The sequence below is a fragment of the Chryseobacterium sp. MA9 genome (assembly GCF_024399315.1).
In the GTDB taxonomy this organism is placed as follows: Bacteria; Bacteroidota; Bacteroidia; order Flavobacteriales; family Weeksellaceae; genus Chryseobacterium.
Window position 1 is genome coordinate 4,936,702 of the sequence record NZ_CP075170.1, and the last position, 12,236, is coordinate 4,948,937.

At 36.8% G+C, this 12,236-nt stretch carries 12 protein-coding genes; 6 read left to right on the plus strand and 6 right to left on the minus strand.

The window, feature by feature from the left end:
- Positions 1 to 13: 13 nt before the first annotated feature.
- From KIK00_RS22580 to KIK00_RS22590, 3 genes are all read right to left on the minus strand, one after another.
- Positions 14 to 1,438, minus strand: coding sequence for an anthranilate synthase component I family protein (locus tag KIK00_RS22580; protein ID WP_255814487.1), 1,425 nt, complete (start codon positions 1,436 to 1,438; stop codon positions 14 to 16).
- Between the two features lie 251 nt (positions 1,439 to 1,689).
- Entirely contained in the window at positions 1,690 to 2,331 is a 642-nt protein-coding gene (locus KIK00_RS22585; RefSeq protein ID WP_255814488.1) for a hypothetical protein, read from the minus strand.
- A 181-nt stretch (positions 2,332 to 2,512) separates the two neighbouring features.
- A complete protein-coding gene (locus KIK00_RS22590; RefSeq protein ID WP_255814489.1) occupies positions 2,513 to 2,965 on the minus strand; it encodes a cupin domain-containing protein in 453 nt (150 codons plus the stop codon).
- A gap of 204 nt (positions 2,966 to 3,169) precedes the next feature.
- Between KIK00_RS22590 and KIK00_RS22595 the strand changes: the two genes are divergently transcribed.
- From KIK00_RS22595 to lysS, 4 genes are all read left to right on the plus strand, one after another.
- On the plus strand, positions 3,170 to 3,388 hold the full coding sequence (locus KIK00_RS22595; protein ID WP_149834829.1) for a hypothetical protein: 219 nt from the start codon (positions 3,170 to 3,172) through the stop codon (positions 3,386 to 3,388).
- Positions 3,388 to 3,762, plus strand: coding sequence for a c-type cytochrome (locus KIK00_RS22600; RefSeq protein WP_255814490.1), 375 nt, complete (start codon positions 3,388 to 3,390; stop codon positions 3,760 to 3,762). Before KIK00_RS22595 ends, KIK00_RS22600 begins: the two co-directional genes overlap by 1 nt.
- 3 nt (positions 3,763 to 3,765) lie before the next feature.
- A complete protein-coding gene (gene rlmF, locus KIK00_RS22605; RefSeq protein ID WP_255814491.1) occupies positions 3,766 to 4,695 on the plus strand; it encodes a 23S rRNA (adenine(1618)-N(6))-methyltransferase RlmF in 930 nt (309 codons plus the stop codon).
- A 180-nt stretch (positions 4,696 to 4,875) separates the two neighbouring features.
- Positions 4,876 to 6,573, plus strand: a complete 1,698-nt coding sequence (gene lysS / locus KIK00_RS22610; RefSeq protein ID WP_255814492.1) for a lysine--tRNA ligase — start codon at positions 4,876 to 4,878, stop codon at positions 6,571 to 6,573.
- Positions 6,574 to 6,609: 36 nt separating this feature from the next.
- Here the strand turns inward: lysS and KIK00_RS22615 are convergent, their stop codons facing one another.
- Genes KIK00_RS22615 through KIK00_RS22625 form a run of 3 tightly spaced genes read right to left on the minus strand, consistent with a single transcriptional unit; the run spans position 6,610 to position 9,477 of the window.
- Entirely contained in the window at positions 6,610 to 7,125 is a 516-nt protein-coding gene (locus tag KIK00_RS22615) for a ClbS/DfsB family four-helix bundle protein (protein WP_255814493.1), read from the minus strand.
- Between the two features lie 7 nt (positions 7,126 to 7,132).
- Positions 7,133 to 8,137, minus strand: coding sequence for a cytochrome d ubiquinol oxidase subunit II (locus KIK00_RS22620; protein WP_047376879.1), 1,005 nt, complete (start codon positions 8,135 to 8,137; stop codon positions 7,133 to 7,135).
- The gene (locus tag KIK00_RS22625) at positions 8,134 to 9,477 is read right to left on the minus strand and encodes a cytochrome ubiquinol oxidase subunit I (RefSeq protein WP_255814494.1); all 1,344 of its coding nucleotides are present in this window, start codon (positions 9,475 to 9,477) and stop codon (positions 8,134 to 8,136) included. The genes KIK00_RS22620 and KIK00_RS22625 overlap by 4 nt, the downstream gene beginning before the upstream one ends.
- Before the next feature lie 235 nt (positions 9,478 to 9,712).
- On the opposite strand from KIK00_RS22625, the gene gyrB reads away from it, so the two are divergent.
- Both gyrB and KIK00_RS22635 read left to right on the plus strand, forming a co-directional pair.
- Positions 9,713 to 11,647 carry a DNA topoisomerase (ATP-hydrolyzing) subunit B gene (gyrB, locus tag KIK00_RS22630; protein ID WP_047376877.1) on the plus strand — a complete coding sequence of 645 codons (1,935 nt, stop codon included), beginning with the start codon at positions 9,713 to 9,715 and terminating at the stop codon, positions 11,645 to 11,647.
- An 82-nt stretch (positions 11,648 to 11,729) separates the two neighbouring features.
- Positions 11,730 to 12,152, plus strand: a complete 423-nt coding sequence (locus KIK00_RS22635; RefSeq protein ID WP_255814495.1) for a DUF5684 domain-containing protein — start codon at positions 11,730 to 11,732, stop codon at positions 12,150 to 12,152.
- Positions 12,153 to 12,236 lie beyond the last annotated feature (84 nt).

The following is a 12,236-nucleotide window of genomic DNA, read 5'->3' on the forward strand; positions in this document are numbered from 1 at the left end:
GCTAGGGATTATTTTATTTTTCAACTATTTTTTCTGCTTTTTCAACTGCTTTTTTAAGGGCATTCAGCTTGTTATTGACTTCCTGCAGTTCATTTTCCGGAACTGATTTTGCCACAATACCCGCACCAGCCTGATAAAATAATGTATTGTTTTTGCTTAAGAATGTTCTGATCATAATGGCTTGATTACAGGTTCCATTCAATCCGATAATTCCTATACAACCGCCATAATATCCGCGGGAATCTTTTTCATATTGGTTAATCAGCTGAAGAGCTCTATGTTTTGGAGCACCACTCAATGTTCCCTGAGGGAAAGTAGCGGAAACCATTTCAAGAGGATTAATATTATCTTCAACATCCGCTGTCACTTCACTTACCATATGGATAACGTGAGAGAACAGCTGGATTTCTTTAAGTTTGGTAACCGTTACATTTTTTCCGAGCTTTCCAAGATCATTTCTTGCAAGATCAACCAGCATGGTATGCTCTGCATTCTCTTTTGGATCAGCTTTTAAAACTTCAATAGCTTCAAGGTCAGCTTCAAAGTTCCCTGTTCTTTTGGAAGTTCCGGCAATCGGATGGATGATTGCTTTATTGTCTTTTATAATTAATTGACTTTCAGGGCTTGATCCGAATAATTTGTAATTTCCGTAATCAAAATAGAATAGATAAGGAGAAGGGTTGATATTTCTTAAAGCACGATATACATTGAATTCATCACCTTTGAATTTCTGTTCAAATCTTCTGCTTAGAACCAGCTGGAAAACATCTCCGCGCATGCAGTGCTTTTGGGCTGTTTTTACCAGTTCAATATAGTCTTCATCAGTAATATTGGACGTTTCCTTGCTTGTTTTTTCAAAAGGGTATACCGGAGTATTCTGGTTTTTAATAAGATTTTCCAACAGATGAAACTCAGATTTTATCCCGTCAATAGAGTTTTCAATAATATACATTTCATCGTTGAAATGGTTGATTGCGATCACATATTGGTATAATCTGTATCTCAGAATAGGGATTTCAACTTCCTTGCTTTGCGCTTTAAGATTGATATTTTCGAAAAACTGTACCGCTTCAAAGCTTGTGTAGCCAAAAAGGCTCTGAGCTGTTTGTTCTATTGGATCGTTGGTTTCTTCACATTTAAAAATTTTCCTGAATTCTTCAAATATATCCGTGATATTACGTTCCATCATCAATTGCTTTACGGGAGCAGAAGCAGGAAGCTTGATTTCATATTCATTGAGGTTTTTCACTTCAATTCCCGCGATGGCATTCACCGCAATGAAGGAAAAGTTATTATCAATACTTTTTGAATCCGAGCTTTCCAAAAGAATGGTATCACGGAATTTATCCCTGATCTTAAGGTAAATATTCATGGGAGTATGAAGGTCTCCCAATGTTTTTTTCGAAACAGTTTTTATTTTAATTGTGTCAGTAAACATTTTTGTTTTTTTATTTGTAAGGTTAGGGAACAAAAAAAGGCTTCAACGGTATCCGTCAAAGCCTATATATTGTTTTTTGATTATTTCTGTTGTATGATTAGCAACATGACAATACCTTCAGACCCGACGAAGAGTTTGAAAGCCACCACCAAATATTGTTGCTCATTTTAAACATGGGACAAATTTAGAATTTTTTTTTAATACAAAAACTAAAAAATATTAAAAATTTTTAAAAAAAATATCCGAATCTCCTATTTAAGCTGCTTAAGCTCAAGTTGCAATTCTTTGATTTTCTCTTTATAAGTTTCATCATCATAATATTTTAGATATTCTTCCATAGCAGAAATATATTCCTCAATAAAATCCTTATTCGTTTTATCTGCCTCATACTTTGTTTTTGCAGAATTGACGGGGGCTAGCTTTTCGTATTGTAATAAAATTTTTCCTTCTCTGGACTGATCATAAAGGATGACTATATTCTTTTCATATCCGGGAATGTATTTTACAGGAATATCCTTATCATCGGGTATCCTGATTGAATTGCTGATAGGATAGATCGTTGCAGAAGTGGTGGAGAAAAAAGTAGTAGTGTATTTCCCGTCCTGTTTCTTTACAATAGCCTCATAATCGTGGATATACATGTCGTTCAGGGTAGAATTGGTTTCTACATCAGACGTGATAATAGCGGTACTTTCCACTCCGTATTTATTTAAAAACCATGCATTTAAAAACTGCCCTCCAAACCCATTTAATATAGCCAGAGGAATAATCGGAATCAGAAACCACGCTTTTTTAGTCAGATAGGAAAGTAGTCCAAAGAACACAAACAGCAGGACCACCGTGTAAAAACCATGATGGCTGGTGAAAAACAGAATTTTTGAAATTAAAACCATAACCGGATTATCTTTTAATATAAAATCTGATTAAACTTATCAAAAAAATATAAAAGTAACAATGTTTATTTACATGTTCAAGAATAAGATAAATAGATAAGCTGATTTACATTAAATTCAACGCCATACCCGCAAAGATTTTAACTCAGTGATCTTGCGGGCAGAACGTTAAGTATATCATTTAATGTACCGGTTCCGAAAGAGGAATATCAGGAGTTCCGCTGTAGAAAACAATCAGGGTTGCTCCTTTATCTCCGGTTTTTCCTCTGTGAGCAATGTTGACCATTTCAGGAAGAGCCTGGCCTTTTCTTACCCACTGTGTTTTGCCATCTTCTTTTCTTTCGATCTGGATTTCTCCTTTTTCTACATAAGCTGCATTTATGACGGGATGTTTATGCCAGTCCAGAGCTTTGTTGGGAGGAACAGCGATTTTCAGAACCGATATTTCTGGCTGTGTTGTGGGATAAGCCGGATACACGGTTCCATCCCAAGACTTTGTCGTTTTTAAAAGCGTTACCGATTCAATTTTATCAGAATATTCTGATTGTGGCTCGTTCGATGAATTATCACAGGAAAAGAGCAGGGAAGAGACTACAGCAAAGAAGGCTGTACCCATTAAATTTTTTTTAGTCATAAACTTTTCAATTAATAGATTGATTTTTGATTCGGATCATCCGTAATACAAAAATAACAAGCTGGTTTAAATTTCCCTAGTGTTTGAATTATTTTTTTGTTGATCTGATTACAATTCAGCCCTTAAAAAATATTTATCAAAGAAAACATTTGTCATAAGTTTAAAACTTTATTTTTTATATTTTTGCTTCCAAATTAGAAAAAAATGAAAAAAGTATTAGCAATCGCATTTATCGGAGGTTTATTATTAGCAAGCTGCAAAAAAAAGCCAGATCACTCTTTACAGGATAGCAACACTATGATGGAAGAGCCAGAAGCAACGACTGTTGTAGATTCTACGGCTAAAACTGCTGCTCCTGCTGCTGCAACTCCGGCTACAACTGCTCCTGAAGCTGCTAAAACAGATTCTACAGCGAAGAAATAATGAAAAAAATACTTTTGGCAGGAACACTCGGTCTTCTGATCATTTCCTGTTCTAAAAAAGAAAATACAGCAGAAGTGGCTCCTTCTTCTGAGACAGCAGCTGTTTCAGAACCAGCTAAATCTAATCTTTCAGGTGACCAGATCATGGAAACATTGGATTGCTCAGGATGTCACTCTGTGAATGAGAGAATGATAGGACCTTCTTATAAGGAAATTGCAGGGAAGTACTCTGAAAAGGATACAGAATTGCTGGCTTCCAAAATTATAGAAGGCGGAAGTGGAGTATGGGGAAGTGTGCCTATGGCTGCCCATCCACAGGTATCTAAAGAAGATGCCAAAAAAATGGTGGAATATATTTTAAGTCAGAAGAAATAAAATATGTCTGCTGAAAAATCCAGTCTGCACACAAGAAATCTGCATCGCAATCCCTATGATTTTGATCAGCTTATTTCTTGTGTGCCGGAACTGAAACACTATGTTTTCATGAATGCTTATCAGACGGTAACCATTAATTTCAGCATTCCAAAAGCGGTAAAACTGCTCAACAAAGCCCTACTCTTACATTTTTACCATATTAAAGGCTGGGATATTCCGGACACAAACCTTTGTCCTCCCATTCCCGGACGTGCAGATTATGTGCATTATATTGCCGATCTTTTAGCCGGACAGCTTGATAAAATTCCGGCAGGAAATTCTGTAAAAGGCATGGATATAGGAACAGGAGCCAATCTTGTTTATCCTTTAATCAGTCACAAATCTTATGGCTGGACCATGTTGGGAACAGATATTAATCAGGATTCTTTGACTAATGCCCGGCATATTTTAGATCAAAATCTGGATCTTTCATCTGCCATTCAGTTGAAAAGCCAGCCCGATGCTGATCATATTTTTAAAAATATCATTGGCCCTGAAGACAGATTTACTTTTACCATGTGCAATCCTCCTTTTCATGATTCTGAAGAAGCTGCAATAAAAGGGAATATCAGAAAAACAAAAAATCTTAAAATATCAAAATCCAAGCAGCCTTTGCTTAATTTTGGCGGCCAACAGTCGGAACTTTGGTGTGAAGGAGGCGAACTGGCTTTTATCACTAAGATGATTAATGAAAGTGCATTATTTTCATCACAGGTTCTTTGGTTTACCTGCCTGGTTTCCAAAAAAGATAATCTCAATAAACTGACTCATCTTTTAAAGAAAGTAAAAGCAATAGAGGTGAAAACCATTGATATGGCTCAGGGACAAAAAGTAAGCAGAATGCTGGCATGGACGTTTATTCCTCAGAAGGAGAGGAGAACGTGGTTTGTTTAGGGTTTAAAGTTGCCGGTTGCTAGTTTCCATCAAAACTCACTATTGACATTATCCCGAATTTCAATACCCCGTTTCCTGCATCTCAACATCATTCCTCTTCACATTTTAAAATTTCTGAAAAAATCAATTGACGGTCAACTCAAAAATGCCTAAATTTGTACGCTTTTAGAAAAATAAGAAATGCAATTATCAGAACAAGAAATCATTAGAAGAGAAAAGCTGAATAAGCTTACTGAAATGGGAATTAATGCGTTCCCTGCGGATGAGTATACCATTACAGATACTACAGAATCTATAAAACAGGACTTTTCTGAAAGTAAACAGGTAAAGATCGCTGGTAGATTGATGTCCCGCAGAATTCAGGGAAAGGCTTCTTTCGCAGAATTGCAGGATTCTAAAGGAAAAATCCAGGTTTACTTCAACAGAGACGAGATCTGTCCGGGTGAAGATAAAGAACTATATAATGAAGTATATAAACACCTTTTGGATATCGGTGATATTATCGGTATCGAAGGAGAATTGTTTACAACTCAGGTAGGAGAGATGACCGTTTTAGTAAAGAACTTTACACTTCTTACAAAGGCTTTACGTCCTCTTCCTCAGGCTAAAACCGATGAAAACGGTGTTGTACACGACGGCTTTACAGATCCGGAATTAAGATACAGACAACGTTATGTAGATTTAACGGTAAATCCACAGGTTAAAGAAATTTTCGTAAAGAGAACAAAATTGTTCAATGCCATGAGAACATTCTTCAACGATGCAGGATATTTTGAAGTAGAAACTCCAATCTTACAGTCAATCCCTGGTGGTGCTGCAGCAAAACCGTTCATTACGCATCACAATGCATTGGATATTCCATTATATTTAAGAATTGCCAACGAATTGTATCTGAAAAGATTAATCGTAGGCGGTTTTGACGGAGTATATGAGTTCTCTAAAAACTTCAGAAATGAAGGGATGGACAGAACGCATAATCCTGAGTTTACCGCTATGGAAATCTATGTAGCTTACAAAGATTACAACTGGATGATGGATTTCACTGAGAAATTATTAGAATTCTGTGCCACTCAGGTTAATGGAAATTCAGAATCTACTTTTGGTGAGCATACAATCAATTGGAAAGCTCCTTATCCAAGAGTTTCCATGACAGAAGCGATCCTGAAATTTACAGGATTCGATATCACAGGAAAAACGGAGAAAGAATTATATGATTTTGCCAAATCTATCGGTATTGAGGTGAATGAGACGATGGGTAAAGGAAAATTAATCGATGAGATCTTCGGTGAGAAATGTGAAGGAAATTTCATTCAGCCGACTTTCATTACAGATTATCCGATTGAAATGTCTCCACTGACAAAGAAACACAGAAGCAAAGAAGGTTTAACAGAGCGTTTTGAATTAATGGTATGCGGTAAAGAAATCGCAAATGCTTATTCAGAGCTTAATGATCCTATTGATCAGAGAGAGCGTTTTGAAGCACAAATGACTTTGTCTGAAAGAGGAGATGATGAAGCAATGTTCATCGATCAGGACTTCTTAAGAGCATTGGAATATGGTATGCCGCCAACTTCAGGGTTAGGAATCGGTATGGACAGATTAATCATGTTCTTAACGAATAATGCATCCATCCAGGAGGTACTATTTTTCCCTCAGATGAGACCTGAAAAAGCGGTTCCACAAATTGAATTGGGAGAAGATGAAAAGGTAATCCTTGAAATCCTTAATTCTCAGGAAGAAGCAATGTCTCTAGCTGAAGTAAAAGAAAGAAGCCAGTTATCCGGTAAAAAATGGGATAAAGCTTCCAAAACTTTGACAAAGAACAATATTGTGAAAGTAGAGAAAATTGATGAAAATCTTTTGATGAAATTAGCTTAAGGTTTCTCAGAAAATATAAATATAAAAGGTACAGAGTTATTCTGTACCTTTTTCTTTTTTCCATTTCCGAAGCTGTGTCCTGAAATTTTTAAAGGGAGCCACGGTATTAATATGAATCCATTTCCAAACCGGCCACTGGGCGGGTGTAGTTGCCCATTTTCTCTGTCCGGGAACGAATAATGTGTCATCATCAAGGCTTTCTATCCAGTCAATAATTTCATTAACCTGATTTCGCAGAAGTTTTCTTTGTTGTTGTAAACTATGAGAACCATATTGATCATAAAAAGATTGGTATAGTCCTTTTAAATTATTCCATTTATAATCAGGAGTAGGAGTTTTCACTTCAATTCCTTTGCTTTCGTCAGACTCCCATTGTAAAAGCAGATGTGTCCAGCCCAATTGATAGGAAATATTTTGTGATGGAGTTTTGTCAATTCCTGGTTGCAGAAGATTCTTTTCCTCTTTTTTTATATCATTAAACTCCTGATCATACAACAGGTATCTTTTCTTGAGCTCCTCAATAAGCTCTGTTTTATCCTTATAAGTCTGCATATTTTACCTATTTTCTCAGTTTGCTGAACGAAGCCATCAGATAAAATAAGAACGGAAGAATAAATAAGGATCCAAGCATCAAAGCCCAACCCAATGCTGCAATGGTTTTTTCGGGAGCCATATGTTCCAGTAATGAAAGATGCTGCCCGTTTCCTAATAAAATAATATTAGGATTATGCTGATAAGTTGCGGCCACTAAAATCATGACCATCTGAAATCCTGCCAATGCACGTACAGGAAGAAGTTTTTGACGGTTCAGTGCTCTTAAAATAAGCAATAAGGCAATAGTTGCAAAGGCAATAGCCATAATACCTAAAGGCTTAGAAAATACCCACATCAAAAGAGGAATATCTGAAATATACGCGGTCACAAACACCAATATTCCTGTAATCACCACAAAGATCATTGTCTGCTTAGACTTTCTGATCATCAGTAAAAGGTCCACTTTATCACGGGTTTCTCTTAATGAAAAGATAGAAGCAAGATATGCACACAATGCAACGGTGAATAAACCTACAGAAACCCCAAACCAGTTCAGCCAGCTAAAAATATATAAATCCACAAAACTTACCGCATCAGGGTTTATAGAGTGGGAAACCGTTGCAGCAGCTATTAATCCTAAAAAGAAAGGCGTTAAAAGACTTGCGTAATAGAAAATCTGAGTATATAAAACCTGCCAGTTATCTTTCACAGCATCATAGTGTCTGAAGGTAAATGCTGTTCCTCTTGCAATAATACCTACAAGCATCAATACCAAAGGAATGTGAAGATAGGTAGACATGGTGGTATAGATTTCGGGAAATCCTACGAAGAGAATTACAATGGCAATAATCAGCCACATATGATTGGCTTCCCATACAGGAGCAATAGACTCATACATAATTTCATGGGTCTTATGTCTGGCTTTTTTATTAGTAAAAAGTTCCACAATACCAGCTCCGAAATCTGCCCCTCCCAGAATAATATAAAGACAGATGGAAAGCCAGAGAAAACCTATAACAACGTAGATCATGATTTTTTGTTTTTATCGTTAAACTGAGGGTCGGTAGGATCGTAAAGTTTTGGTACCATTTGGATCTGTCTCTTTAAAAGGAAAACAAGAATTAATGATAATGATATGAAAATAGCAGTAAAAAAATAGAATGAATACTGTATTCCAGGCATAGGTGTTACCGCATCTATTGTTCTCATTACTCCATAAATGATCCATGGCTGTCTTCCCACTTCTGTTACTGTCCATCCTGCTTCCAGAGCAATATATCCAAAAGGGGTTGCTATTAAGAAGGTCTTTAACAGCCAGTTTTTACTCAGCCATTCCTTTCTGAAGAAAAAAGAATATAAATAAACGATTCCAATACCAATTATTACCACCCCGAAAAAGATCATAATCTGAAAAGCATAATGAACAACTGCAATTGGTGGCCATTCATCTCTCGGAAAATCTTTAAGACCCTTTACTTCAGCATTGAAATCATTACTCACCAGAAAACTTAAAACCTTTGGGATTTTCACAGCATATTTCACTTCTTCTTTTTCTTCATCAGGAATTCCTCCGATGATAAATGAGGCTCCTTTTTCAGTTTCAAAATGAGCTTCCATAGCAGCCAGTTTAATAGGCTGTCGTTCTGCTACCGATTTTGCCGCAATATCACCACTTAAAGGTGCTCCGAATGCTCCGATAAGGGCAAAACCTACCGCAATTCTAAAAGCTTTGGTATGAAATTCAATATTTCTTTTCCGCATGATCATAAAGGCATGAACTCCGGCTACAGCAAATCCTGTCGCACAAAATGCAGCAACCGTCATGTGAAGAGCCTGCGGAAACCACGCATCATTGAACATCGCTTTGATGGGATCTATATTAATATACTGTCCATTGATATAATCAAAACCTGTTGGAGAATTCATCCATGAGTTAGCTGCTACTACCAGAATTCCGGAAGCCAGTCCACTTACCCCAACCAGAAATCCACAAAACCAGTGAAACCATTTATTAAATCTTTCCCAACCATATAAAAAGAAGCCGATAGCAATAGCTTCGATGAAAAAGGCTGTTCCCTCAAGTGAAAACGGCATTCCGAAAATAGGACCGGCATGCTTCATAAAACCAGGCCATAAAAGCCCCAGCTCAAAAGAAAGCATTGTTCCAGAAACAGCTCCTGTAGCAAAAAGGATAGCTACTCCTTTGCTCCATGCTTTGGTTAATCCTTTATATATTTCATTATTGGTTTTTAGGTATTTCCAATGGGCAAAAGCCATCAGAAAAGGCATCACCATACCCACACAGGAGAATATGATATGAAAGCCCAGAGAGAGTGCCATCTGAGCGCGTGCTGCTATAAAATCATCCATAATATCAACTTTTCAGTAAATAAATTTACGCATAAATTATTGATGTTGAATATGATTTACGACAGTTGATATTTCACCAATACATTTTAATTTTGATTTTTTGACTTGGTATCTTATTCCTTATGTTTTCAATAAGAAAACTCTACATTTTTTTGACACTTTTTAACTTTCATACCTCGAAAAAAATCACGATATTTGTAAGTCTTTGCATAGAGCAGGATTTTTAATATTTAATATGAGTCAAAAACAATATACAGCTAGTAGTATTCAGGCATTGGAAGGAATGGAGCACGTTCGTATGCGTCCTTCAATGTACATTGGTGATGTAGGAACAAGAGGTCTTCACCATTTGGTTTATGAAGTAGTAGATAACTCTATTGACGAGGCATTGGCAGGATACTGCGACACAATCTTCGTTAGCATCAAGGAAGGAAACGGAATTGAAGTAAGTGATAATGGTAGAGGTATCCCGGTTGATTTCCACGAAAAAGAGCAGAAATCAGCCCTTGAAGTTGTAATGACAAAAATTGGAGCCGGTGGTAAGTTTGATAAAGACTCTTACAAAGTTTCAGGAGGTCTTCACGGAGTTGGGGTATCATGTGTGAATGCACTTTCCAACGAAATGGTAACTACTGTTTACAGAGACGGGAATGTTTATCAACAGATTTATTCTAAAGGAAAAGCGCAGACTCAGGTTGAAGAGATCGGACATAGTGAGAAAAGAGGAACAAAGCAGTTTTTCCAGCCGGATGATACCATTTTTACGGAACTGATTTACAACTATGATACATTAGCAAGCCGTTTAAGAGAACTTTCTTACCTTAATAAAGGAATTACAATTACGCTTACTGATGAAAGAGAACAATTGGAAGACGGTTCTTTCCGCTCAGAAATTTTTCATTCTGAAGGAGGATTGAAAGAATTTGTTGCTTATATCGACGGTAGCCGTGAATCTATCATGGAGCACGTGATTTTCATGGAAGGTGAAAGAGATGATATTCCTGTTGAGGTGGCGATGCGTTATAATACGTCATTCAACGAGAATCTTCACTCTTATGTTAACAATATTAATACCCACGAAGGAGGTACCCACCTTGCAGGTTTCAGAAGAGCTTTAACAAGAACTTTAAAGAAATATGCAGATGAATTGGGACTTCCAGCAAAAGAAAAAGTAGAAATTACGGGTGATGACTTCCGTGAAGGATTAACAGCTGTAATTTCTGTAAAAGTAATGGAACCTCAGTTTGAAGGACAGACCAAAACAAAATTAGGAAACTCTGAAGTTTCTGGTGCTGTTGATAAGATTGTAGGGGAGATGCTTACAAATTTCTTGGAAGAGAATCCTAATGAAGCAAAGATAATCGTTCAAAAAGTTGTTTTAGCTGCCAAGGCAAGACAAGCTGCGAAAAAAGCCCGCGAAATGGTTCAGAGAAAATCTCCAATGGGAGGTTCTGGTCTTCCCGGGAAACTTTCTGACTGTTCATCCAAAGACCCGGCTGAATCTGAACTTTTCCTTGTAGAGGGAGATTCCGCAGGTGGAACGGCTAAACAGGGAAGAGACAGACACTTCCAGGCTATTCTTCCTCTAAGAGGTAAAATTTTGAACGTAGAGAAATCTATGCTTCATAAAGTATATGACAACGAGGAAATCAGAAATATCTACACTGCTCTTGGAGTTTCTGTAGGTACGGAAGAAGATAGCAAAGCATTGAATATGGCTAAGTTAAGATATCATAAGATTGTGATCATGACCGATGCCGATATTGATGGATCTCACATTTCTACACTTATTCTTACCTTCTTCTTCAGATATATGAAGGAACTTATTGAGAACGGGTATATCTATATTGCTCAGCCGCCTTTATACCTTTTAAAGAGAGGTAATAAAAAAGTGTATGCGTACAATGAAAAAGAACGTGAAGAGTTTACATTAGAGATGTCTCCGGATGGAAAAGGGGTAGAAGTACAACGTTACAAAGGTCTTGGGGAAATGAACCCTGAACAGCTTTGGGAAACAACCTTGAATCCTGAGCACAGAATTCTGAAACAGGTAACCATTGATAATGCAGTGGAAGCAGACAGCGTTTTCTCAATGTTAATGGGAGATGAAGTTCCACCAAGAAGAGAGTTTATCGAGAAAAATGCGAAATATGCAAAAATTGATGCATAAACGTTTTTAAAAATATAATAAAAAAAGCTTCTAATTATTTAGAAGCTTTTTTTATATTTGGATAAACCAAAAAAACAATAATATGTTAACTCTTTTACAAACAGACCCTTATAATGGGACAGATGCAGTATCTGGTGCAACCGCTGCAGGATTAGGGATCGGAACAATGTTCTTCGGCTTACTATGCTATATTTTCTATGGATATTGCATGTACAAAATCTTTCAGAAAGCAGGAAGACAAGATGCCTGGGCCGCTTTTATCCCGATTTATAACTCAATAGTGTTGCTGGAAATCGTGAAGAAACCCATATGGTGGATTATTCTTTTCTGTATTCCATTGGTAAATATCTATGCATGCTGGGTTGTCTATGACAGGCTGGCCAAAGGTTTTGCCAAAGAAACTCCTCTGTATACCATTCTAATTCTCTTTTTAGGATTTATCTTTATTCCTGTATTAGGGCTTGGAAGTGATACTTTTGACAGTAAACTGGTTCCCAATGATTAAAAAGAAAAAATAAAAAACTTAAAGACTTCAGAAATGAGGTCTTTTTTTATGAATGGTTCTTTGTATTGTAGAATTAATTGTACT

Coding starts and splice junctions, on each gene's coding strand:
- KIK00_RS22580 (WP_255814487.1), bottom strand. CDS start 1,438: ATGTTTACTGACACAATTAAAATAAAAACTGTTTCGAAAAAAACATTG.
- KIK00_RS22585 (WP_255814488.1), bottom strand. CDS start 2,331: ATGGTTTTAATTTCAAAAATTCTGTTTTTCACCAGCCATCATGGTTTT.
- KIK00_RS22590 (WP_255814489.1), bottom strand. CDS start 2,965: ATGACTAAAAAAAATTTAATGGGTACAGCCTTCTTTGCTGTAGTCTCT.
- KIK00_RS22595 (WP_149834829.1), top strand. CDS start 3,170: ATGAAAAAAGTATTAGCAATCGCATTTATCGGAGGTTTATTATTAGCA.
- KIK00_RS22600 (WP_255814490.1), top strand. CDS start 3,388: ATGAAAAAAATACTTTTGGCAGGAACACTCGGTCTTCTGATCATTTCC.
- rlmF (WP_255814491.1), top strand. CDS start 3,766: ATGTCTGCTGAAAAATCCAGTCTGCACACAAGAAATCTGCATCGCAAT.
- lysS (WP_255814492.1), top strand. CDS start 4,876: ATGCAATTATCAGAACAAGAAATCATTAGAAGAGAAAAGCTGAATAAG.
- KIK00_RS22615 (WP_255814493.1), bottom strand. CDS start 7,125: ATGCAGACTTATAAGGATAAAACAGAGCTTATTGAGGAGCTCAAGAAA.
- KIK00_RS22620 (WP_047376879.1), bottom strand. CDS start 8,137: ATGATCTACGTTGTTATAGGTTTTCTCTGGCTTTCCATCTGTCTTTAT.
- KIK00_RS22625 (WP_255814494.1), bottom strand. CDS start 9,477: ATGGATGATTTTATAGCAGCACGCGCTCAGATGGCACTCTCTCTGGGC.
- gyrB (WP_047376877.1), top strand. CDS start 9,713: ATGAGTCAAAAACAATATACAGCTAGTAGTATTCAGGCATTGGAAGGA.
- KIK00_RS22635 (WP_255814495.1), top strand. CDS start 11,730: ATGTTAACTCTTTTACAAACAGACCCTTATAATGGGACAGATGCAGTA.